17 protein-coding genes and 1 other RNA gene are annotated in these 24067 nt (G+C 60.6%); 6 read left to right on the top strand and 12 right to left on the bottom strand.

Features of this window, described 5'->3' with window-relative positions:
* Positions 1–170 precede the first annotated feature (170 nt).
* Positions 171–1553: an oxygen-independent coproporphyrinogen III oxidase gene (hemN, locus tag ACZ0A4_RS04425; protein ID WP_463573226.1), complete on the top strand. Its 1383-nt coding sequence runs from the start codon at positions 171–173 to the stop codon at positions 1551–1553.
* Here hemN and ACZ0A4_RS04420 read toward each other — a convergent pair.
* A complete protein-coding gene (locus ACZ0A4_RS04420; protein WP_463573224.1) occupies positions 1550–2032 on the bottom strand; it encodes a hypothetical protein in 483 nt (160 codons plus the stop codon). The genes hemN and ACZ0A4_RS04420 overlap by 4 nt on opposite strands.
* A 154-nt stretch (positions 2033–2186) precedes the next feature.
* Between ACZ0A4_RS04420 and fnr the strand changes: the two genes are divergently transcribed.
* Positions 2187–2921 carry a fumarate/nitrate reduction transcriptional regulator Fnr gene (fnr, locus tag ACZ0A4_RS04415; RefSeq protein ID WP_141129035.1) on the top strand — a complete coding sequence of 245 codons (735 nt, stop codon included), beginning with the start codon at positions 2187–2189 and terminating at the stop codon, positions 2919–2921.
* A gap of 78 nt (positions 2922–2999) precedes the next feature.
* The gene (locus ACZ0A4_RS04410) at positions 3000–3548 is read left to right on the top strand and encodes an adenine phosphoribosyltransferase (protein ID WP_007918333.1); all 549 of its coding nucleotides are present in this window, start codon (positions 3000–3002) and stop codon (positions 3546–3548) included.
* Between the two features lie 113 nt (positions 3549–3661).
* Here the strand turns inward: ACZ0A4_RS04410 and ACZ0A4_RS04405 are convergent, their stop codons facing one another.
* From ACZ0A4_RS04405 to dnaX, 5 genes are all read right to left on the bottom strand, one after another.
* Entirely contained in the window at positions 3662–4810 is a 1149-nt protein-coding gene (locus ACZ0A4_RS04405; RefSeq protein WP_463573222.1) for an acyl-CoA dehydrogenase family protein, read from the bottom strand.
* 193 nt (positions 4811–5003) lie between these two features.
* Positions 5004–5606, bottom strand: coding sequence for a recombination mediator RecR (gene recR / locus ACZ0A4_RS04400; protein WP_064116893.1), 603 nt, complete (start codon positions 5604–5606; stop codon positions 5004–5006).
* Positions 5607–5672: 66 nt separating this feature from the next.
* Positions 5673–6707 (bottom strand): NADP-dependent oxidoreductase, encoded by a 1035-nt coding sequence (locus ACZ0A4_RS04395; RefSeq protein WP_463573219.1) that lies wholly within the window; start codon positions 6705–6707, stop codon positions 5673–5675.
* 264 nt (positions 6708–6971) lie between these two features.
* Positions 6972–7310 (bottom strand): YbaB/EbfC family nucleoid-associated protein, encoded by a 339-nt coding sequence (locus tag ACZ0A4_RS04390; RefSeq protein WP_016984747.1) that lies wholly within the window; start codon positions 7308–7310, stop codon positions 6972–6974.
* Between the two features lie 66 nt (positions 7311–7376).
* Positions 7377–9479 (bottom strand): DNA polymerase III subunit gamma/tau, encoded by a 2103-nt coding sequence (dnaX, locus tag ACZ0A4_RS04385; RefSeq protein WP_463573217.1) that lies wholly within the window; start codon positions 9477–9479, stop codon positions 7377–7379.
* A 145-nt stretch (positions 9480–9624) separates the two neighbouring features.
* Here dnaX and ACZ0A4_RS04380 point away from each other — a divergent pair, with 145 nt between their 5' ends.
* Positions 9625–10374 carry a substrate-binding periplasmic protein gene (locus ACZ0A4_RS04380; RefSeq protein ID WP_463573215.1) on the top strand — a complete coding sequence of 250 codons (750 nt, stop codon included), beginning with the start codon at positions 9625–9627 and terminating at the stop codon, positions 10372–10374.
* Between the two features lie 195 nt (positions 10375–10569).
* Here ACZ0A4_RS04380 and ffs read toward each other — a convergent pair.
* The 6 genes from ffs to ACZ0A4_RS04350 form a co-directional block, all read right to left on the bottom strand.
* Positions 10570–10666: signal recognition particle sRNA small type (ffs, locus tag ACZ0A4_RS04375), an RNA gene on the bottom strand.
* Between the two features lie 134 nt (positions 10667–10800).
* Positions 10801–11964: a zinc-binding metallopeptidase family protein gene (locus ACZ0A4_RS04370; protein ID WP_463573213.1), complete on the bottom strand. Its 1164-nt coding sequence runs from the start codon at positions 11962–11964 to the stop codon at positions 10801–10803.
* Between the two features lie 155 nt (positions 11965–12119).
* Positions 12120–14477 (bottom strand): NAD-dependent DNA ligase LigA, encoded by a 2358-nt coding sequence (gene ligA / locus ACZ0A4_RS04365; RefSeq protein ID WP_463573211.1) that lies wholly within the window; start codon positions 14475–14477, stop codon positions 12120–12122.
* A gap of 160 nt (positions 14478–14637) precedes the next feature.
* Positions 14638–15501: a cell division protein ZipA gene (gene zipA / locus ACZ0A4_RS04360; RefSeq protein ID WP_463573210.1), complete on the bottom strand. Its 864-nt coding sequence runs from the start codon at positions 15499–15501 to the stop codon at positions 14638–14640.
* 260 nt (positions 15502–15761) lie between these two features.
* Positions 15762–19250, bottom strand: coding sequence for a chromosome segregation protein SMC (gene smc / locus ACZ0A4_RS04355; protein ID WP_463573209.1), 3489 nt, complete (start codon positions 19248–19250; stop codon positions 15762–15764).
* A 2-nt stretch (positions 19251–19252) separates the two neighbouring features.
* Complete coding sequence (locus ACZ0A4_RS04350; RefSeq protein WP_064116903.1) at positions 19253–19912, bottom strand: GntR family transcriptional regulator; 660 nt, start codon at positions 19910–19912, stop codon at positions 19253–19255.
* 268 nt (positions 19913–20180) lie between these two features.
* Between ACZ0A4_RS04350 and xdhA the strand changes: the two genes are divergently transcribed.
* Together xdhA and xdhB are read left to right on the top strand one after the other, a co-directional pair.
* Positions 20181–21635 carry a xanthine dehydrogenase small subunit gene (gene xdhA / locus ACZ0A4_RS04345; RefSeq protein ID WP_463573208.1) on the top strand — a complete coding sequence of 485 codons (1455 nt, stop codon included), beginning with the start codon at positions 20181–20183 and terminating at the stop codon, positions 21633–21635.
* Complete coding sequence (gene xdhB, locus ACZ0A4_RS04340; protein WP_463573207.1) at positions 21628–24027, top strand: xanthine dehydrogenase molybdopterin binding subunit; 2400 nt, start codon at positions 21628–21630, stop codon at positions 24025–24027. The genes xdhA and xdhB overlap by 8 nt, the downstream gene beginning before the upstream one ends.
* Positions 24028–24067: the final 40 nt, after the last annotated feature.

Here is a 24067-nt window from a genome sequence, read left to right as displayed (position 1 = left end):
TCGCTCCCACAGGGGATTTGAGGCGTACACAAAATCTGTGGGAGCGAGCTTGCTCGCGAAGAGGCCTGCATGATCAACACACCTCCTCCCCCGTTGATGCAAATCAACAGCCCCATCGCCGCCCCCCGATAGACTCGCCACACTGCCAGCCTATCCGGGGGAATGCCCGCATGCTCGACGCCATTCGTTGGGACTCTGATCTGATCCGCCGCTACGACTTGGCGGGGCCGCGCTACACCTCCTATCCGACGGCCGTGCAATTTCACAGTCAGGTCGGCACCTTCGACCTGTTCCATGCCCTGCGCGACAGCCGTAAGGCCCTGCGCCCGTTGTCGCTGTACCTGCATGTGCCGTTCTGCGCAAACATTTGCTACTACTGCGCCTGCAACAAAGTCATCACCAAGGATCGCGGTCGCGCGCAGCCCTATCTGCAGCGGCTGGAGCAGGAGATCCAGTTGATCGCCTGCCACCTCGACCCCGCGCAGAAAGTCGAGCAACTGCACTTTGGCGGCGGGACACCGACCTTTCTCAGCCACGACGAACTGCGTCAGCTAATGGCGCACCTGCGCAAGCATTTCAATCTGCTGGACGACGACTCCGGCGACTACGGTATCGAGATCGACCCGCGCGAAGCCGACTGGTCGACCATGGGCCTGCTGCGCGAACTCGGCTTCAACCGGGTCAGCATCGGCCTGCAAGACCTCGATCCGGCGGTGCAGCGGGCGGTCAATCGCCTGCAGAGCCTGGAAGAAACTCGCGCGGTGATCGACGCTGCACGTACTTTGCAATTTCGCTCGATCAACATCGATCTGATCTATGGTTTGCCCAAGCAGACCCCGGACAACTTCGCCCGCACTGTCGATGAAGTCATCAGTCTGCAACCGGACCGGCTCTCGGTGTTCAATTACGCGCACCTGCCGGAGCGCTTCATGCCGCAACGGCGGATCAATGCCAACGACTTGCCGAGCCCGGCGCAGAAGCTGGAAATGCTTGAGCGCACCATCGAACAACTGACCGCCGCCGGCTACCGCTACATCGGCATGGATCACTTCGCCCTGCCCGACGATGAACTGGCGATTGCCCAGGAAGAGGAAACCCTGCAACGCAACTTCCAGGGTTACACCACACACGGTCATTGCGATCTGATTGGTCTGGGGGTTTCCGCGATCAGCCAGATCGGCGACCTGTACTGTCAGAACAGCAGCGATCTCAACGAGTACCAGAACACCCTCGCCGCCGCACAACTGGCGACCAGCCGGGGCCTGGTGTGCAACGCCGATGATCGCTTGCGCCGAGCGGTGATCCAGCAACTGATCTGCAACTTCAGCCTGGAATTCGCCGAAATCGAGCAACAGTTCAACATCGACTTTCAGGGTTACTTCGGCGCGCTGTGGCCGCAACTGCAAGGCATGGCCAGCGATGGTTTGATCGAACTGGATCGCGAGCGGATTGAAGTGTTGCCGGCGGGACGGCTGCTGGTGCGTTCGGTGTGCATGGTGTTCGATGCGTATCTGGAACAGCAGAACCGTCAGCGTTTCTCGCGGGTGATTTAGTTTTTCATCAGCAGCGAACCGACTTTCATATTCTGATCCGCCGTCAGGCCCGACTGCCCCACCACTTTGGACAAGGCCAGGTTGGCGGTGATCAGACCCGTATTCAACGCGGCGATGGCGCCGCGCAGAGCCGCGACCTTGTTGATCTTTTCTTCGTTGGAAAGGCGCTTGTCGGCCATGACCGCTTCGATGAGCGCTTTTTTTTCGGCAATCTGTTTTTGCAACTTGCGGATCATCTTCAGCAATTGCTGGATGTTCTCTGGCAGCCCACTGTCGTCGATGTCGCTGTTTTCACCACCGACACCGGCGGATTTTTCGATCGACGCACCGGACAGCGACACTTTGACGCCCTCGACCAAGGTCGGGGTTGCCTCTTCGGTCGAGCCTGGATCGCGTGCATTGCCAGACACTGTCTTAAACGTTTCCGGCACTGCCGCAACGTCGCTGCTACCGGGGCCCAGCGTGCCAATGGCGGCCATCGAATCGTTCCTTGTACGCACTTTGATACCTGTTTATCGGCTGCTGGCCCTGTGGCTTTATGGCTATAGGGCAAAGTCGCCCCAGACTGGCCTGAATGTCCTCCCGTGGGTTACCCTTACGGCTTATGTGTGTTTTCCCACAAGGATCTAAGAAATGTCCGAGCCAGTTAAACTGCGCGCTCACAACCAGGCCCATTGCAAGGATTGCAGCCTGGCCCCTCTCTGCCTGCCACTTTCTCTGAATCTGGAAGACATGGATGCGCTGGACGAAATCGTTAAACGCGGCCGCCCGCTGAAAAAGGGCGAGTTCCTGTTCCGCCAGGGCGACACGTTCGATTCCGTCTATGCAGTACGCTCCGGCGCCCTGAAGACCTTCAGCCTGAGCGACAGCGGCGAAGAACAGCTCACCGGTTTCCACCTGCCGAGCGAACTGGTCGGCCTGTCCGGCATGGACACCGAGAAACACCCGGTGTCGGCCCAGGCGCTGGAAACCACCTCGGTCTGCGAAATACCCTTTGAACGCCTCGATGAACTGGCCCTGCAACTGCCGCAGCTGCGTCGCCAGTTGATGCGCGTGATGAGCCGCGAAATCCGCGACGACCAACAGATGATGTTGCTGCTGTCGAAGAAAACCGCTGACGAGCGCATCGCCACGTTCCTGGTCAACCTGTCCGCCCGCTTCCGCGCTCGCGGTTTTTCGGCCAACCAGTTCCGCCTGGCAATGTCCCGTAACGAAATCGGTAACTACCTCGGTCTGGCCGTGGAAACTGTGTCGCGCGTATTCACGCGCTTCCAGCAAAACGAGCTGATCGCCGCCGAGGGCAAGGAGATTCACATCCTCGACCCGATCCAGCTGTGCGCGCTGGCCGGTGGCTCACTCGAAGGTTAATGCCGATCCGCGGTTGAGCGAACCGTTTCAGCCGCGGGTATACTGCGCCGTTTGCAGCCCTGCCAGGACACCTCGACGATGGTCTTCGACTCCTTCGACATCAAATCCCTGATCCGCCCCGTGATCGATTTCCCGAAACCGGGCGTGATCTTTCGCGACATCACCCCGCTGTTCCAGTCGCCAACGGCCCTGCGCCTGGTGATGGACAGCTTCGCCCACCGCTATGTTGAAGCAGACTTCACCCACATCGGCGCGATGGATGCCCGTGGCTTCCTGATCGGGTCGGTGCTGGCTTACCAGTTGAACAAGCCGCTGGTGCTGTTCCGCAAACAAGGCAAACTGCCGGCGGACGTGCTGGCCGAAGGTTACGCGACCGAATACGGCGAAGCGTTCCTGGAAGTGCACGCCGACAGCCTGTGCGAAGGCGATTCGGTGGTGATGTTCGATGATTTGATCGCCACGGGCGGCACGCTGATTGCCGCGGCCAACCTGATTCGCCGCATGGGCGCGCGGGTGCATGAAGCGGCAGCGATCATTGATCTGCCGGAGCTGCAAGGTTCGCAGCGCCTTGAGGACATGGGCATCCCGACTTTCTGCCTGACGCAGTTTGCGTTGACCGATAAGTAAGTAGCGCCCTTCCGGACGCTTTCGCGAGCAAGCTCGCTCCCACATTAGTTGGAATGCGTTCCCCTGTGGGAGCGAGCTTGCTCGCGAAGTGGCCGGCAGCCTCACTGCAAAACCTAAAGCCCCATCTGCTTGCTGATGATCTCGTTCATCACCTCCCGCGTCCCGCCGCCAATCGACAGAATGCGGTTATCCCGATACAGCCGTTCCACCAGACTCTCGCGCATATAGCCTAGCCCGCCAAGAATCTGCACCGCCTCAGTGGTGATCCGGTCCGAGGTGTCCGTGGCAAAGTTCTTCGCCATCGAAATCTCCTTGATCACACTCTGCCCCGCCGCCATTTTCGCCGCTTGCCGGTAAGTGAATTCCCGCGAGACCTCCAGCGCCGTGGCCATCTCCGCGAGGCGATGTTTGATCACCTGAAACTTGCCGATCGGCTTGCCAAACGCCTCACGCTCACGCGCCCATTTCAGGCTCTGCTCCAACGCCAGTTGCGCCGTCATGTTCGCCATCAACGCCAACGCCAGCCGTTCACTCTGGAAGTTGCCCATGATGCAGGCGAAGCCCATGTTCTCGGCGCCGATCAAGTTACCGACAGGCACGCGGCAGTCGTCGAAGAACAACTCGGCGGTGTCCGACGCCCACCAGCCCATTTTTTTCAACGGGCGGCCAGCGGTGAAGCCCGGGGTGCCCTTTTCGATCAGCAACAGGCTGATGCCGCCAAACCCCGGCGCACCGGTGCGCACCGCGACGGTGTAGAAATCGGCGCGCACGCCGCTGGTGATAAAGGTTTTGCTGCCGCTTACCCGGTAGAAGTCACCGTCACGCACGGCGCGGGTTTGCAGGTTGGCGACGTCGGAACCGCCACCGGGCTCGGTAACGGCCAGGGCGCTGATTTTCTCGCCGCTGAGCACTTGCGGCACGACGCGGTCACGCACGTCAGGGCGCGCCCATTTGACGATCGGCGGCAGGCCGATATCCAGCGAGCCCAGCCCGGCCACAAGCCCGCCAGAGCCGCAGCGCATCAGCTCTTCACTGGCGGCGACCTTGGCGAACAGATCGCCTTCATGACTGCCACCCAGCGCTTCCGGGTAACCGATACCGAGGATGCCCGCCGCGCCAGCCTTCAGGTACAGCTCGCGGGGGAAGCTTTCGGCTTCTTCCCACTGGTCGATGTCCGGCAGGATCTCGCGTTCGACGAAACGTCTGACGCTGTCGCGGACCAATTGATGGCTGGGGTCGAAGTATTCCTGAAAGACAGGCATGGGCGAGCTCCACGGAAGGGTTCGCCGAACTTAACCGAGCGCTTGCTTGGTTTTCAACAGGATTGTGTGAATCAGCAAAACCGAGTCGCGCCATTCGCGAGCAAGCTCGCTCCCACAGGGGATTTGTGAACGACACAAAACCAATGTGGGAGCGAGCTTGCTCGCGAAGGCGTCAGTTCAGACGCCGCATAACTTAGAGGGAGATCGGTTTACGCCCGGCAAACGAATGCGCCAGCGTGCCGCCATCGACCAGCTCCAGCTCGCCACCCAACGGCACGCCGTGGGCGATCCGCGAAGCGATCAAGCCTTTGTTGCTCAGCAGTTGCGCGATGTAATGCGCCGTCGCTTCACCTTCCACGGTCGGGTTGGTTGCGAGAATGACTTCGGTAAACGTGCCCGCCTCTTCGATCCGCGTCATCAACTGCGGGATACCGATCGCCTCAGGCCCGAGACCATCGAGCGGCGACAAATGCCCCTTGAGCACAAAGTAGCGACCACGGAAACCGGTCTGCTCGACCGCATACACATCCATCGGCCCTTCCACCACGCAGAGTAACGTGTCGTCACGGCGGGTATCGGCGCATTGCGGGCACAGGTCGTCTTCGGTCAGCGTGCGGCACTGACGGCAGTGGCCGACCCCTTCCATGGCCTGGCTCAGGGCCTGGGCCAGACGCAAACCGCCACTGCGGTCACGCTCGAGCAACTGCAACGCCATGCGCTGGGCGGTTTTCTGACCCACGCCTGGCAAGGTGCGCAGCGCGTCGATCAGTTGGCGAATCAAAGGGCTGAAGCTCATGGGTAAAAAGTCCGACAAAACAACGAGACGCGGTTTATACCCGCGCCTCTGGCCAGCGTCAAATACTCAATCCTGGGCGACCTTCACCACCAGTTTGCCGAAGTTGCGCCCCTCCAGTAACCCGATAAACGCCTCGGGCGCCTGCTCCAGGCCATCGACCACGTCCTCGCGGAACTTGACCTTGCCTTCGCGTACCCACGGCACCATGTGGCTGATGAATTCCGGCTGGCGATCGCCGTAGTCGTCGAACACGATGAAGCCCTGAATCCGCACGCGTTTGGTCAGCAGTGTGCGTTGCAGCATTGGCAGACGATCCGGGCCTTGCGGCGCTTCGGAGGCGTTATAACCGGCGATCAGACCGCACAGCGGGATACGCGCCTTGGGATTGAGCAGCGGCACCACCGCATCGAATACATGACCACCGACGTTCTCGTAATAGATGTCGATGCCATCGGGGCAGGCCTTGGCCAATTGCTCAGCAAAATCGGGCGCCTTGTGATCGATGCAGGCATCGAAACCCAGCTCTTCGACCACGTACTTGCATTTGTCGGCACCGCCGGCCACACCGACGGCGCGCAGGCCTTTGATCTTCGCCACCTGGCCGACCACCGAGCCCACCGCGCCGGAAGCCGCAGCGACAACGAGGGTTTCACCTTCTTTCGGCTGACCGATGTCCATCAGGCCCATGTACGCGGTCATGCCCGGCATGCCCAACACACCCAGGGCCATCGAAGGGCTCGGCAGCCCGGACGGGATCGGAATGATGTTGCGGCCGTCGCTGATGCTGTGGCTCTGCCAACCGGTGGCGCCGACCACCAGATCGCCTTTATGAAACTTCGGATGACGTGAGTCCTCGACACGGCTGACAGCGCCACCGGTCATCACTTCGCCGATTTGCACCGGCGCGGCGTAGGACGGCGCGTCACTCATGCGCCCGCGCATGTAGGGGTCGAGGGACAGGTACAGGGTTTTCAGCAGCACCTCGCCGTCCGCAAGATCCGGCAGCGCTTCGCGTTCGAGGCGGAAGTTTTCCGGGGTCGGCGCACCGACCGGGCGTGAGGCGAGGACGAAACGTTGATTGAGGGTGAGAGGGTCGGACATGTCAGCGTCTCCTGTGAATAGTGAATTCAGCGGGTATAGGGAGCAGACCGTTGTGGCTTTTGCGCGTTCGATGTTTATTCAGTTGTACCGAGGTGAATTCATTCGCGAGCAGGCTCGCTCCCACTGGGGAATGCATTCCAAAGGTGGGAGCGAGCCTGCTCGCGAAGACGGCCTCAAAGACACCACACCTCCAAGGGCCAGAAACAAAAATGCCAGGCGCAATGCCTGGCATTTTGTGTAGCTCAACTGTCGCCGATTGGCGAATCAGAATGGCAGTTTCATACCGGCTGGCAGGTTCATGCCGGCGGTCATGTTGCCCATTTTGTCCTGGCTGTTTTTTTCGATCTTGCGCACAGCGTCGTTGACGGCGGAGGCGATGACCGCTTCCAGCATTTCTTTGTCATCTTCGCTCATGCCTTCAACCAGGCTCGGGTCGATGCTCACGCTTTTGACGTCGTGACGACCGGTCATCACCACGGTGACCATATCGCCGCCGGCCTTACCGGTGACTTCGGCGTTGGCCAGTTCTTCCTGCATCTTGGCCATTTTTTCCTGCATCTGCTGCGCCTGCTTCATCAGGCCGGCCATGCCACCTTTCATCATGGGAATCACCTCAAAGTACTTGGATCAAAACAGCGCCCGGCCAGCGTGGCCGGGCACCTTCAGTTATTAGCCTTGGGCGACCAAGGCATCGACAGGTTCAATAGTATCGTGCCGCACGACCGCGCCGAACTGCTGAACCATCTGCTGGATGAACGGATCACCGTGGATCGATTCCTCCGCCTCGCGCTGACGGTTGGCGCGGCGACGGGATGCGGCCTGGGCCGGGGTCTCCTGCTCGGGCTTGATCAGTTCGATGGTCAGGCTCAGCGTGCGACCGTGGAACTGGTTCAACGCGTCGTTCAGACGCCGCTGCTGCGTGGCGTTGAACAGTGCACTGTGCGCCGGGTCGAGGTGCATCAGCCAATGATCGCCATCTACCGCGATCAATGTGCAGTTGGCGGCGATGCTGCCGGTCATGCCGGAGATCGGCAGTTTCGGGAACAGTTCCAGCCATTGCAACGCCAGACCTGTTGCCGGCGCCGCAGCCGGTTCTGGCTCGGGTTCCGGGGCCGGTTCAGCGGCGTGTTCGATGGCCAGTTCGTCGAGGTAGCTGTACGCCGAATCCATGTCCGGTTCGATGTAGTCCTCGTCCAGCGGTGGCTCGTCGTCCATGTCGATGCCCGGTGTGGCGGCATCGACGTCGGCGACCGACGGCTCGGGGATCGGTGCGGCGGCCCACTCAGGCGCCTCTGGAACGACGCTGTCCGGGGTCGGCAACGGCATCGGCGGCAACTCGGGTTGCTCGGCGGTGGTTTCCAGCACGGGCTCGACGGCTGGTTGCTGCGCGGGTTCGGGCTCAGGCTCCGCCTCGGGCTCTACCGGGTCATTCCACGGCAGATCGACGACGGCTTCGGCGACGACAGGCGCAGGTTCAGGTTCTGGCGCGGCAACGGGCGCAACCGGCGCAGGCGCGGGAGCCTGCGCGGGTGCAGCGACGGGCGCCGGCGCTGAAACGGGAGCCGGCGCAGCAGCCGCAGCAACTACCGGCGCAGGCTTAGGCGCGGCAGCCACGGAGTTTGCGGAATCAACTGTGGCCTGGCTGATCCCCACTGGCTTTAGCGGTTGCCTCGGGGCATCCGCGGTATCGGCGGGCCGGAAGGCGAGCATCCGCAGCAGGACCATTTCGAAACCACCGCGCGGATCCGGCGCCAGCGGTAAATCTCGCCGACCGATCAGGCCCATCTGGTAATAGAACTGCACATCTTCGGCCGGCAAGGCCTGCGCCAATGCCAGCACGCGATCGCGGTCGCCATGCCCGTTGTCGACGCCTTCCGGCAACGCCTGAGCGATGGCCACCCGGTGCAATACGTTGAGAATTTCCGAGAGCACGCCGTTCCAGTCCGGGCCTTGCTCAGCCAAGTGCCGCACAGCTTCGAGCAACGCCTTGGCGTCGCCTTCGATCAACGAATGCAGGACGTCATAGACCTGACCGTGATCGAGCGTCCCGAGCATCGCCCGCACGTCGGTAGCGAGCACCTTGCCTTCACCGAAGGCGATGGCCTGATCGGTCAGGCTCATGGCGTCACGCATCGAACCGTCAGCGGCGCGACCCAGCAGCCACAGTGCATCGTCTTCGAACGGCACGTTTTCGGCGGTCAGGACGTGGGTCAAATGCTCGACCACACGCTCCGGCGTCATGTTCTTCAGCGAGAACTGCAGGCAGCGCGACAAAATCGTTGCCGGAAGTTTCTGCGGGTCAGTGGTCGCGAGGATGAACTTGACGTACGGCGGCGGCTCTTCGAGGGTTTTCAGCAGCGCATTGAAGGAATGGCTGGAAAGCATGTGCACTTCGTCGATCAGGTAGACCTTGAAGCGCCCACGGCTCGGCGCGTACTGCACGTTGTCGAGCAGTTCACGGGTGTCTTCGACCTTGGTGCGGCTCGCGGCGTCGATCTCGATCAGGTCGACGAAGCGACCTTCATCGATTTCACGGCACACCGAGCACTCGCCGCAGGGGCTGGAAGTGATACCTGTCTCACAGTTCAGGCATTTGGCAATGATCCGCGCAATCGTGGTTTTACCCACCCCACGCGTACCGGTAAACAGGTACGCGTGGTGCAGCCGCTGGCTGTCCAAGGCATTGATCAGAGCCTTGAGCACATGGGTCTGGCCGACCATTTCGCGGAACGAGCGCGGACGCCATTTACGTGCAAGAACCTGATAACTCATCGAAAACCGTCGCAGCGAAGGAAGCAGAAGCGGCTAATGCTAGCGGAGCAAGGGCAAAATTGCATCCGGTGTCCTCGTCTAATATGGCTAAGCTGCATCAGCAGAGGCTTTTATCGGCTCGGGATCGGGAATTACCGGAGCGTTTATGCGGTGGGCCGTGGGGGCGTTGCTGGGAATCAGCTTGAATGTGACGGCAGCGGAACCCCCGTTGCGCTTAGCCATGCCCGACAGCTGGGCGATGCCGATGGTGCAATATGAACGCGGCCGCCCGACCCAGGGCATCCTTTACGATCTGATGCTCAGCCTGGCCACGCAGGTCGGCGTACCGGCCGAGTTTCACGTCCTGCCCCGCGCCCGCGTGCAGTCCGCGATGGAGCATGGCGAGATCGACGTGCGCTGCTATGCCGCGCAGTCGTGGCTGCCGAATCAGTCGGGGGACTACATCTGGAGTCTGCCGTTGTTCTTCCAGCGCGATCTGTTGATCAGCCGCAAGGATCAGTCAGCCAACGCAGATCCCGCGCACCTGCCCCGCCAGTCCATCGGCACCGTTCTGGGCTACACCTACCCCACTCTGCAACCACTGTTCGACGCTGATCGACTGCAACGCGAAGATGCGCGCAATCAGGAGCAGGTGCTGGAGAAACTGCTGGCCGGGCGTTATCGATATGCGGTGAGCAATCAGTGGACGCTGGACTGGTTCAATCAGCGATTGATGCCCGCGCAGCAACTGCAAGGTGTCGCTGTGTTGCAGGAGCAGAAAGTCGGCTGCTATGTGAGGAATGATCCGAAAGTGCCGGTGCAGCGGATCTTGCGCACGTTGTTGCGGATGAAAATGTCGGGGGAGATTGATGAGATTATCCGCCTCTATACCGGCAGTTCTGAAAACACCCCATAACCCCTGTGGGAGCGAGCCTGCTCGCGAAAGCGGTGTCTCAGTCAACTCATCTCTGGCAAGTCTGACGCCTTCGCGAGCAGGCTCGCTCCCACAGTTAACTCAGGGTGCTGACCAAATCGCAGGCACAAAAAAACCGCAGTGGGCGAAACCCATGCAGTTCTGGTTGAAGCGTTCGATTGTTCGTTAAGGTGGTAACCCCACCAGCCACACCCCGGCACACAATGTTCCCGCTGTGGCTGCTGCCTTCCGGCTCTGACCAGGTTCACGGGTAATCGTTGCGGGGGGACCGATGGGGTCACCATAACGACGCTTGCCTGTCGGCGAGCCGCGCCATTGTACCTATCTGAGACGAAGTTACAACCGTTGGTTGCAGATTAAAAATATGAACGGGTTCAAGGACATAAAGATCGCAGCCTGCGACAGCTCTTACAAAGCCAGAACCTCATCCGCCCGGCCGCCCGCCTGCTGGATCACCAGATGAATGAAGTGCAGCTTGGCAATCGCCGCCGCCGGCAGCACGAACGGGTAGAAATCCGGCTGGCCCATGCTGCGTGACAACTCATTGAGCATGCCGGCCAGTTCGATCCACGCGTTGACGAACGACAGAAACGCCTCGCCGCCGGGATGCTCCGGGTCATACAGCGTGCTGGTCGGAAACGGCTGATAGTCGAAATCCATTTCCCGCGCGCTCATGCCGAAGCCCAGTGCGGTGTCTACAGCGTCCATCATGTGCAGGTAATGCGCCCAGGTTTCCGCCCAGTCTTCCCACGGATGCATGGTTGCGTAGGCGCTGACGTAGTGCTGCGGCCAGTCCAGCGGTGCGCCTTGTTGATAATGGCGATCCAGCGCCTCGGCGTAACTGGCGCGCTCGTCGCCGAACAGACTGCGGAATGAGCCGAGCCATGGACCATCGGCGATCAGGCGATCCCAGTAATAGTGGCCAACCTCATGACGAAAATGCCCGAGCAGCGTGCGATACGGTTCGTGCATCGCCGCCCTCACCTGCTCGCGGTGCGCGTCGTCAGCCTCTTTGATGTCGAGGGTGATCAGGCCGTTGGCGTGGCCGGTCATGGGGGCATTGCCTTCGAGGTCGACGCCGATGAAATCGAATGCCAGACCGGTGTCTTCATCCACGGTTTTCGGGATGACCTGCAAGCCGAGGGTGATCAGTTGCGCAACGAGGCGGCGCTTGGCAATTTCGACTTTGCGCCAGCGTTCGGGGTTATCCGGGTCAGAGAGGTCGGGGATGGTGCGGTTGAGGCTGCAAGCGACACACAGGCTGTCGTGGTCGTTGGCCGGCAGCAGCCAGTTGCACGCGGCGGCTGTGTCGAGGTTGGCGCAGCGGCGGAACAATCCCGAGTCGGGATCGGCGTCGAGCGTCCAGGTGCCTTCGTACGGCCCCGGCTGCAGCGAAGTGACGCGGCTTTCTTCGGGTTGATAACCGAGCAATGCGTTACAGGCCAAGCACTGGCTGTTGCGAAAGAACAGCGACTGGCCGCAGCGGCAAGGCCAGACTTTGCTGTTGCGTGAAGATTCGCCCATGAACGGCGCGATGATGCGGGAACTGAGCTGCTCGAAAAAACGGTGCATGGCGATCTCTCCCTGGGGCTTGCCAAGACTAGATCATTCTCGCGCGATGATCGTTCCCACGCTCTGCGCGGAAATGCATCCAGTGACGCTCTGCGTCACAACGGACGCGGAGCGTCCGGGGCGGCATTCCCACGCAGGAGCGTGGGAACGATCACTCAGGCGGAGATACCGTGGGTTTTCAGGAAGGCGATGAAGGTTTCTTCGTCCATCACCTTCACACCCAGCTCATTGGCCTTGGTCAGTTTGGAGCCAGCGCCGGGCCCTGCGACCACACAATGGGTCTTCGCCGACACCGAACCTGCGACTTTCGCCCCCAGGCTTTCCAGATGCTCCTTGGCGACATCACGGCTCATCAACTCGACCTTGCCGGTCAGCACCCAGGTCTCGCCGGACAGCGGCAAACCTTCGACGACTTTCTTCTCGCTCTGCCAATGCATGCCGAAATCACGCAGTTGCTTCTCGGAGGCCTCAGCCAGTTGCCGGTTCTCAGGCAGTGCAAAAAACTCGCGCACCGAATTCGCCTGTTTCTCCGGCAACGCCTGACGCATGTCCAGCCAGTCAGCATTCATCACCGCTTCCAGCGAACCGAATTTGTCCGCCAGTTTCTGCGCGCCACCGGGGCCGACCGAAGGAATGTGCAGTTTGTCGAGGAAGCCACCCAGCGTCGTGCTGGCGGCAAACTCGGCGCCCAGCTCACCCTGATCCTGAATCTGCAAACCATGCCCCAGCAACTCGGCAATCACCTGCTGGTTATGCGCATCTTCAAAGAAGCTGTGAATCTCGTGCGCCACTTCCAGCCCGACGTCCGGCAGGTAAGTCAGCACTTGCGGCAGCGCCTGCTGCACACGCTCCAGCGAACCCAGCGAGCGCGCCAGCACCTTGGCCGTCTCCTCGCCGACATCGGGAATGCCCAGCGCATAGATGAAGCGCGCCAGCCCCGGCTTCTTGCTGTCTTCAATCGCCGCCAGCAGCTTGTTGCTGGAGACTTCGGCAAAGCCTTCCAGATCGACAATGTCATCGAACTTCAGGGCATACAGATCGGCCGGCGAACTGACCAGACCTTCGTCGACCAATTGCTCGACGCTCTTGTCGCCCAGGCCTTCAATGTCCATCGCGCGACGCGAGACGAAGTGAATAATCGCCTGCTTCAGTTGCGCGCCACAGGCAAGACGCCCGACGCAGCGATACACCGCGCCTTCGCTGACGGTTTCCTTGCCTTTGCTGCGTTTGATCAGTTGCGTGCGTTCGACGTGGGAACCGCAGACCGGGCAGCTCTCGGGAATCGCCACCGGCCGTGCGTTTTCCGGACGACGTTCCAGAACCACCTGGACCACTTGCGGAATCACATCACCGGCGCGGCGAATGATCACGGTGTCGCCGATCATCAGGCCCAGACGCGCGACTTCATCCATATTGTGCAGCGTGGCGTTGGCCACGGTGACACCGGCGACCTTGACCGGTTTCAAACGAGCGACCGGGGTGACAGCGCCGGTACGACCGACTTGAAACTCGACGTCGAGCAGCTCGGTGAGTTCTTCCATCGCCGGGAATTTATGCGCGATCGCCCAACGCGGTTCGCGGGCGCGGAAGCCCAGCTCGCGCTGGTCGGCAATGCTGTTGACCTTGAACACCACGCCGTCGATTTCATAGGTCAGCGAGTTACGGCGCGCGCCGATGTCGCGGTAGTAATCGAGGCATTCGTCGATGCCCTTGGCCAGTTTCAGTTCGTGACTGATCGGCATGCCCCATGTCTGCAATTGCTTGAGGTTGCCGATGTGCGTGTCGGCAATATCGTGGGAGACCTGGCCGATGCCGTAGCAGCAGAATTCCAGCGGACGGTTAGCGGTGATCTTCGAATCGAGCTGACGCAAGCTGCCGGCGGCGGCGTTGCGCGGGTTGGCGAAGGTCTTGCCGCCGACTTCCAGTTGCGAGGCGTTGAGACGCTCGAAACCGGCCTTGGACATGAACACTTCACCGCGCACTTCGAGGGTCGCCGGCCAGCCTTCGCCGTGCAGCTTCAGCGGGATGTTGCGCACGGTACGTACGTTGACGCTGATGTCTTCGCCAGTGGTGCCGTCGCCGCGCGTGGCGCCGCGCACCAGCACGCCGTCCTGATAAAGCAGGCTGACCGCCAGGCCATCGAGTTTCGGCTCGCAGCTGTATTCCACCGCCGCACTGCCGCCGAACAGATCGCCCGCCGGCAGATCCAGACCTTCGGTGACGCGGCGATCAAACTCGCGCATGTCGGTTTCTTCGAAGGCGTTGCCGAGACTGAGCATCGGCACTTCGTGACGCACCTGAGTGAACGCGGTCAGCGCCACGCTGCCGACGCGCTGTGTCGGCGAATCGCTGGTGATCAGTTCCGGATTGGCCGCTTCCAGCGCCTTGAGCTCGTGGAACAACCGGTCGTACTCGGCGTCCGGAATGCTCGGCTCGTCGAGAACGTGATAACGGTAGTTGTGTTGATCGAGTTCAGCGCGTAGCTCGAGAATGCGGTTTTTGGCGGCGGTCATGGGTGTTCTCTCATAAAGCAAAAGAGCAGCCGAGGCTGCTCTAATTCATCTATCTGTGGCAGCAGAAGCAAAAGATCGCAGCCTTCGGCAGCTCCTACAGAAATCGCATTCCTGTAGGAGCTGTCGAGTGAAACGCGGCTGCGATCTTTTGATCTTGGCCTTAGCGCTTCTGGGTCAGGGCGCGACGTTCGAATTCGACGATGCGCTGACGGTAGTGCTCAATCGTTTGTGCGGTCAGAACGCTGCGCTGGTCATCTTTCAGTTCGCCGTTCAGTTCCTGCGACAGTTTGCGGGCTGCCGCCACCATCACGTCGAAGGCTTGCTTCGGATGACGCGGGCCTGGCAGGCCGAGAAAGAAGCTCACCGCCGGGGTGCTGAAATGGTCGATGTCGTCCAGATCGAAGATGCCCGGCTTGACCGCATTGGCCATGGAGAACAGCACTTCACCGTTGCCGGCCATGCTTTCGTGACGATGGAAAATATCCATCTCGCCGAAACGCAGACCGCTTTCCAGGATGTTCTGCAACAGCGCCGGGCCTTTGAAGCCGGCAGCGTCGCGGCAGATCACGCTGATCACCAGCACTTCTTCAGCTTGCGGCTGGTCTTTGTCGACCACCGCCGGCGAAGGCTTGCTGCCTTCGGCGAAATCGTCGTCACGGCTGCTGAAGCTCGGGCCGCCGTCCAGATCCAGGTCGAGGTTCAGGTCGCCCTGAGCCGGGCCATTGCTGCCACGCTTGCCACGTTTCGAGCCGGATTCGCGAGGCTCGCGTGCTTCGCGGGCCGGCATGCTCACCGACGGTAGATCGTGTTCGTCCAGTTGCGGCTCTTTATGGTTGTCCAGAACACGGGCCGGGCCCAACAGCTCAGCGCTGGTGTCCTCGTCCGGCAGGTTGGACAGACTTCGGTCAAGACGGAATTTCAGTTTTCCCTTGCCGCCGCGCATACGGCGCCAGCCATCGAAAAGAATACCGGCTATCACAATGATGCCGATGACGATCAGCCACTCGCGCAGACCGATTTCCATGTAATCCCGTGCCTCTATAAAAAATGCTGAAAAATAAGGGGTTTACATTGTGCAAACCGCTTTAAAACGTGGCGCCAACTCTATGTTCTGACAGGCGTTTTGCCCACGTATACGAAAAATTGACATTAAACTAGCACGACCAAAGACAACTTTACACCGTCTGTCTCATTTGGCTTGCGCGAATATGTCGATTGGCCAGCAAGTCGAACGCGGTAAAAAAGTCCTACAGCTCTTAATTACCTTTCCGACACCACGCTGACTCAGGCGTCCACCATCGCCATCGCCTCCTCGACATCCACGGCCACCAGTCGCGAACAACCCGGTTCGTGCATCGTTACGCCCATCAACTGCTCGGCCATTTCCATGGCGATCTTGTTGTGGGTGATATAGATGAACTGCACGGTCTGCGACATCTCTTTGACCAAGCGTGCGTAGCGTCCAACGTTAGCGTCATCCAGTGGCGCGTCAACCTCATCGAGCATGCAGAACGGCGCCGGGTTCAATTTGAAGATGGCAAAAACCAGTGCCAGCGCGGTCAGGGCTTTTTCCCCGCCGGAGAGCAAATGGATGGTGCTGTTCTTCTTCCCGGGCGGCTGCGCCATGATCGTTACCCCTGTATCGAGTAGATCTTCGCCCGTCAGTTCCAAATACGCGCGCCCGCCACCGAAAACTTTTGGGAAAAGCGCCTGTAAACCGCCATTGATCTGATCAAAGGTATCTTTGAAGCGGTTGCGGGTTTCCTTGTCGATCTTGCGAATGACGTTCTCAAGGGTCTCCAGCGCTTCGACCAGATCGGCGTCCTGCGCATCCAGATAACGTTTACGCTCGGATTGTTGCGTGTATTCGTCGATGGCCGCGAGGTTGATCGCACCCAGGCGCTGAATCCGCGCGCTGATGCGTTCGAGTTCTTCTTCGGCTTCGCGTTCACTGGCTTGCGCGGTTAATGTCGCGAGCACGCCGTTGAGATCGTAGCCGTCTTCGAGCAATTGATCCTGCAAGGCCTTGCGGCGCACGGTCAGGGCTTGCCATTCCATGCGTTGCTGCTCGAGCTGACCGCGAATCAGCTGCGATTGCTGCTCGGCCTGAGTGCGGCGTTTTTCTGCATCGCGCAATTCGCGGTCGGCGTCTTCGAGGGCGATCTGCGCGGTCTTGAGTTCTTCGTCGACGGTCATGCGCTTGTCGAGCAACTCTTCCAGTTTCAAGCGCAGCTCTTCCAGCGGCGCCTCGCCCTCCTCCAGATTCAGACTCAACTGTTCGCGTTTTTCGGTGAGGCGCTCGGCCTGCATTTCCAGACGCTCCAGCGCCTGACGCGTGGAGTCGTGCTGCGCGCGTAACGAGCCAAGACGCACGGCCAATTGATGGGCGTGATCCTTGTGCTGCCGCGCTTCCTGACGCACACGGTCGAGGCGTTCGCGCAGGCTGTCGCGCTGGGCCAGCAGTAACTCGCGCTGCTCGGTGTCCAGCGCCATGGCATCCAGCGCGTCCTGCAATTGCATGCGCGCTTCGCCGATCTGTTCGTGCTCAAGCTCGCGCTGCTCGCCGAGTTCGACCAGTTCCTCATCGAGACGCGTACGGCGCAGGGTAAGCTGTTCAGCCTTGGCTTTGCCGGCGGACAGCTGTGCCTTCAATTCGCCCTGCTGACGTGCTTCGTCTTGCAGCAAACGGCGCAAATGTTCGCGACCGTTTTCCTGTTGGCGCTGTTGCGCGCGCAAGGTTTGCAAACGGGTTTCCATGGCCTCGACCGTGGCTTCTTTCTCTTCGCGCTCAAGGTGCAGCGCTTCGATTTCCTGACCACGGGCGAGCATGCCGCTTTCCGCTTCACTGGCCCGGCGCACACGTAAAAAGTGCCGACCGACCCAGTAACCGTCGCGACTGATCAGACTCTCACCGGCGCTCAACTGCCCGCGCAAGGCCAAGGCCTGCTCAAGGCTGTCGACCGGTTTGACCTGACCGAGCCACGGCGACAGATCGATCTGCGCCTCGACTTTATCGAGCAAGCTGCCCGCCACCCGCACGCCATCGCTGGCCGGGCTGAGCAGGCGCAAATCGCCCTGAGTAAAACCGGACAAATCAAAGCCGCTGAAATCGTCGACCAGCACCGCTTGCAGATCAGCGCCGAGCACGGTTTCCACCGCCAGTTCCCAACCGGCCTCGACCTTCAAACCTTCAGCCAGACGCGGACGCTCGGCGAGGTTGTGCTCCTTCAGCCACTCGGCGGTGCCGGTGCCCGGATCGAGCGCGGCTTGCTGCAACGCTTCGAGGGACGCCAAGCGACCGTTGAGACGCTGCAAATCGCCCTGCGCCTGTTGCTGCGCGGTCAGCGCTTGCTGCAATTCCTGACGCAATTGTTCGAGCTTTTCGACCTGCGCTTCTTCGCTGGTCTGCAAATCTTCAAGCGTCGCTTCCGACTCGGCGAGCTGCTCGTTGAGTTCCATGATCGCCGCGTCTTCCGGGTCGGCCGAGAGCAACGCGCGCTCTTCGCCAAGACGCTTTTGCCGGTCAGCCAGACGCTCCATGCTGGTTTCCAGCTGCTGGATGCGCGACTGCTGCACTTCGGCCTGACGGCGCGGTTCGGCGGCGGTCAGGTTGAAGGCGTCCCACTGCTCCTGCCAGCCGTGCATGACCGATTCGGAATCTTCCAGCGCAGCGGCGGCTTCTTCGGCGGCAGCGCTGGTGACTTCCTGCTCGGGGGTGAGCATGTCCAGTTCTTCACCGAGGGTCAGCAGCAACGTGCGGTCGTGGCCCAGGTGCGATTCGGTTTCCAGGCGGGCGCGCTCGGCTTCTTTCAGATCGTCCTGCAACTGCCGCAAACGTTGCTGGCCGTGCTGGATGCTCTGCTCGACCCGGGCGATATCGCCGCCGACCGAATAGAAGCGCCCCTGCACCAGATTGAAGCGTTCGGACAGGTCATGGTGACCGTCGCGCAGGCGCTCGATGGCCGCGTCAGCGTTTCGTTGCTCGGCAACCAGCGCTTCGAAACTGATTTCCTGGGTGCCGATGATCGACTCGCGCTGGCCAACCTGATCATTCAGATCCTGCCAGCGCAGGGCCGACAGTTGCGCCTTGAGCTGACGCTCTTCGGCTTTGAATTCCTGATACTTCTTCGCCGCTTCGGCCTGGCGGTGCAGACGTTCGAGTTGACGCTCGAGTTCGTCGCGCAGGTCAGTCAGACGCGCGAGGTTTTCGTGGGTGCGGCGGATACGGTTTTCGGTCTCGCGACGGCGCTCTTTATATTTCGAGATGCCCGCTGCTTCTTCGATGAAGTTGCGCAGGTCTTCCGGCTTGGATTCGATCAGCTTGGAGATCATCCCCTGTTCGATGATCGAATAGCTGCGCGGACCGAGACCGGTGCCGAGGAAAATATCGGTGATGTCGCGACGACGGCATTTGGTGCCGTTGAGGTAATAGGTGGTCTGGCTGTCGCGGGTGACTTTACGGCGAATCGAGATTTCCGCGTAGGCCGCGTATTCACCGAGCAAGGTGCCGTCGGAGTTGTCGAAAACCAGCTCGATACTCGCTTGGCTCACCGGTTTGCGGCTGGTCGAACCGTTGAAGATGACGTCGGTCATCGACTCGCCACGAAGGTTCTTCGCCGAACTCTCGCCCATCACCCAGCGTACGGCGTCGATGATGTTCGACTTGCCGCAACCATTCGGCCCGACGACCGCCGCCATGTTACTGGGGAAGTTCACCGTGGTCGGGTCGACGAAGGATTTGAATCCCGCCAGCTTGATGCACTTGAGCCGCACGCTTAGGCAACCGTCAGGGCGGAAACCACCAGATCGCAACTGCGCTGGGCGTAAGCCGTCAGCACGATGCGGATCTGCGGCAAATCACGGGCGAGCACGGCGGCCAGCAGGCGTTCAAACAGTTCGAGGAATTCGCTCATGGAGGCCTTGCGCTGTTCGAGGGCGAGGAAGTAGGCACGGCTCATCGCCGGTTGCAGGTTCTCGACCGTCTCTTGCAGGTAAGGGTTATTGGCGAACGGATAGGCGGCGCGCATCACGCTGAAGCTGTCGTCGACGAAGCTGCGGATGTCCTGACGCTCGTAGCTGGTAGTCAGGCGCTGCTGGATCTGCACGAACGGCGCCATGTCCGACTGGACTTGCCAGCCATTGGCCACCGAGTTGCCGAGCAGGATGTACAGCTCGCTCATCAGCGTGCACAGGCTCTGCACCTTGTGCGGCGTCAGCTCGGTGACGTGCGCGCCACGGCGCGGCAGGATCGCGATCAGGTGACGGCGTTCGAGGATCAGCAAGGCTTCGCGGACCGAACCGCGGCTGACATTCAGTGCCAGCGTGACCTTCTGTTCCTGGATGCGCTCTCCCGGCTTCATTTCGCCACGAATGATGCGTTCGGCGAGGTGGTGAGCGATTTGCTCGGCGAGGCTGTCCGGCGCCTTGAACGTCATGGTTGTCCTTCAAACTCTATCGATCTGCACAAGCGGCGCAGTGTAGCGCAAATGCACGGTCATGGCGGAGTGCCCACTCAGCGGTTTTTGGCACGATTCCCGCAAAAAAGCGGGGTGACCGATGAGGGTCAATACTGAATAGACACGTTGTTGATCGACGAAATGCATTTTCCTGACCTTTAAGTCAGAAAACCATTGACCGAAAAGTCAGACCTGCTAAATTCGGCTCAAGTCGGTTAACAACAATAATGAGTCTGCGAGGCCTTCCGTGATCCAGTTTTTACTTAACCAGGAACTCCGTAGCGAGCACGCCCTGGACCCGAATCTGACTGTGCTCAATTACCTGCGTGAACACGTAGGCAAGTCCGGCACCAAAGAAGGTTGCGCCAGCGGTGACTGCGGCGCCTGCACCGTGGTGGTCGGCGAGTTGCAAATGGATGACGAGGGTCGCGAACACATTCGCTATCGCAGCCTCAATTCGTGCCTGACCTTTGTGTCGTCGCTGCACGGCAAACAACTGATCAGCGTCGAAGACCTCAAGCACAAAGGCGAACTGCACAGCGTGCAGAAAGCCATGGTCGAGTGCCACGGCTCACAGTGCGGTTTCTGCACCCCGGGTTTCGTCATGTCGCTGTTCGCCCTGCAAAAGAACAGCGATGCACCGGATCACGCCAAGGCCCACGAAGCGCTGGCCGGCAACCTCTGCCGCTGCACCGGCTACCGCCCTATTCTGGCCGCTGCCGAGCAATCCTGCTGCGGCAAACAACCGGATCAATTCGATGCCCGCGAAGCGGACACCATCGCTCGCCTCAAAGCCATTGCCCCGACCGATATCGGCGAACTCAACAGTGGCGACAAGCGCTGCCTGGTGCCACTGACCGTCGCTGACCTGGCCGATCTTTACGACGCGTACCCACAAGCGCGCCTACTTGCCGGCGGCACCGATCTGGCGCTGGAAGTCACTCAATTCCACCGCACCCTGCCGGTGATGATCTACGTTGGCAACGTCGCAGAAATGAAGCGCATCGAAACCTTCGAAGACCGCATCGAAATCGGCGCCGCCACCGCCCTCTCCGACTGCTACGAAGCGTTGAACGCCGAGTACCCGGACTTCGGCGAACTGCTGCACCGCTTCGCCTCGTTGCAAATCCGCAACCAGGGCACCCTCGGCGGCAACATCGGCAACGCCTCGCCCATCGGTGACTCGCCACCGCTGCTGATCGCCCTCGGCGCGCAGGTTGTGCTGTGCAAAGGCGAAACCCGCCGCACCCTGAACCTTGACGATTACTTCATCGATTACAAAGTCACGGCCCGTCAGGAAAGTGAGTTCATCGAGAAGATCATCGTGCCGCGCGCCACTGCTGAGCAGTTGTTCCGCGCCTACAAAGTCTCCAAGCGTCTGGACGATGACATCTCCGCCGTCTGCGCCGCGTTCAACCTGCGCGTCGAAAACGGCGTGATCACCGATGCGCGCATGGCGTTCGGCGGCATGGCCGCGATCCCGAAACGCGCCGCCCACTGCGAGGCCGCGCTGATCGGTGCGCCGTTCAACAACGCGGTGGTCGAACGTGCCTGCGCCGCACTCGCCGAAGATTTCACCCCGCTCTCGGACTTCCGCGCCAGCAAGGAATATCGCCTGCTCAGCGCGCAGAACCTGCTGCGTAAATACTTCATCGAACTGCAAACACCGCACATCGAGACTCGGGTGACCGCTTATGTCTAACCATCACGGCGTAGAAAAAACCCAAGCCGAACTGGCTGAACTGTTCGCCAAGGATCTGACCTCCGGTGTCGGCCGCAGCGTCAAGCACGACAGCGCCGCCAAGCACGTGTCCGGTGAAGCGCAGTACATCGATGACCGCCTGGAATTTCCCAACCAGCTGCACCTGTATGCACGCATGTCGGATCGCGCCCACGCGAAAATCATCAGCATCGACACTTCACCGTGCTACGCCTTCGAAGGCGTGCGCATCGCCATCACCCACGAAGACGTGCCGGGCCTGAAAGACATCGGCCCGCTGATGCCGGGCGATCCGCTGCTGGCCATCGATGACGTGCAGTTCGTTGGTCAACCGGTGCTCGCCGTTGCGGCGAAAGATCTGGAAACCGCGCGCAAAGCCGCGATGGCCGCGATCATCGAATACGAAGATCTCGAGCCCGTGCTCGACGTGGTTGAAGCCCTGCGCAAACGCCACTTCGTCCTCGACAGCCACACCCACCAGCGCGGCGATTCGGTTTCTGCGCTGGCGACCGCTGAACACCGCATTCAAGGCACGCTGCACATCGGCGGTCAGGAACACTTCTATCTGGAGACGCAAATCTCCTCGGTAATGCCCACCGAAGACGGCGGCATGATCGTTTACTGCTCGACGCAGAACCCTACCGAAGTGCAAAAACTGGTCGCCGAAGTGCTCGACGTGTCGATGAACAAAATCGTCGTCGACATGCGCCGCATGGGTGGTGGTTTCGGCGGCAAGGAAACACAAGCTGCGAGCCCGGCGTGCCTGTGCGCGGTGGTTGCGCACCTCACCGGCCAACCGACGAAGATGCGCCTGCCGCGCGTCGAAGACATGCTGATGACCGGCAAGCGTCACCCGTTCTACGTCGAATACGACGTCGGCTTCGACAGCACCGGGCGCCTGCACGGGATCAACATGGATCTGGCCGGCAACTGCGGCTGCTCGCCGGACCTGTCCGCCTCGATCGTTGACCGCGCGATGTTCCACTCGGACAACTCGTACTACCTCGGTGATGCGACCATCAACGGTCATCGCTGCAAGACCAACACCGCGTCGAACACCGCTTACCGTGGTTTCGGTGGCCCGCAAGGCATGGTCGCGATCGAAGAAGTGATGGACGCGATTGCCCGTCACCTGCAACTCGACCCACTTGCGGTGCGCAAAGCCAATTACTACGGCAAGACCGAGCGCAACGTCACTCACTACTACCAGACCGTCGAGCACAACATGCTCGAGGAAATGACCGCCGAACTGGAAGAAAGCAGCCAGTACCACGAGCGCCGCGAAGCGATCCGTCGCTACAACGCCAACAGCCCGATCCTGAAAAAAGGTCTGGCGCTGACCCCGGTGAAATTCGGCATTTCCTTCACCGCGAGTTTCTTGAACCAGGCCGGTGCGCTGATCCACATCTACACCGACGGCAGCATTCACCTGAACCACGGCGGCACGGAAATGGGCCAGGGCCTGAACACTAAAGTCGCGCAGGTCGTGGCCGAAGTGTTCCAGGTGGAAATCGACCGTGTGCAGATCACCGCGACCAACACCGACAAAGTGCCGAACACCTCGCCGACCGCCGCCTCCAGCGGCGCTGACCTGAACGGTAAAGCGGCGCAGAACGCGGCAGAAATCATCAAGAAACGTCTGGTCGAATTCGCTGCGCGTCACTTCAAAGTCACTGAAGAAGACGTTGAATTCCACAACGGCCATGTGCGCGTTCGCGACCACATCCTGACCTTTGAAGCGCTGATCCAGCAGGCGTATTTCAATCAGGTCTCGCTGTCGAGCACCGGGTTCTACAAGACCCCGAAAATCTATTACGACCGCAGTCAGGCGCGTGGCCGTCCGTTCTACTACTTCGCCTTCGGCGCGGCGTGCTGCGAAGTGATCGTCGACACCCTGACCGGCGAGTACAAGATGCTGCGCACTGACATTCTTCACGACGTCGGCGCCTCGCTGAACCCGTCCATCGACATCGGTCAGGTCGAGGGTGGCTTCATCCAGGGCATGGGCTGGCTGACCATGGAAGAGCTGGTCTGGAACAACAAAGGCAAGCTGATGACCAACGGCCCGGCCAGCTACAAGATCCCGGCCGTGGCGGACATGCCGCTCGACCTGCGGGTGAAGCTGGTGGAAAACCGCAAGAACCCGGAAGACACGGTGTTCCATTCGAAGGCTGTCGGCGAGCCGCCGTTCATGCTCGGGATTGCTTCGTGGTGTGCGATCAAGGATGCGGTGGCGAGCCTCGGTGATTACAAGCATCAGCCGCAGATCGATGCGCCAGCGACGCCGGAGCGGGTGTTGTGGGGCTGTGAGCAGATGCGTCAGTTGAAAGCGGTGAAAGCCGTTGAAACTGAAACCGAGTTGGCTCCGCTCTAGGACCGAGGCGCGGCCATTCGCGAGCAGGCTCGCTCCCACA

Source organism: Pseudomonas sp. AC172 (assembly GCF_979258595.1).
The sequence above is the reverse complement of the archived record's forward strand: the minus strand, read 5'-3'. Positions and strand labels throughout refer to the sequence as shown.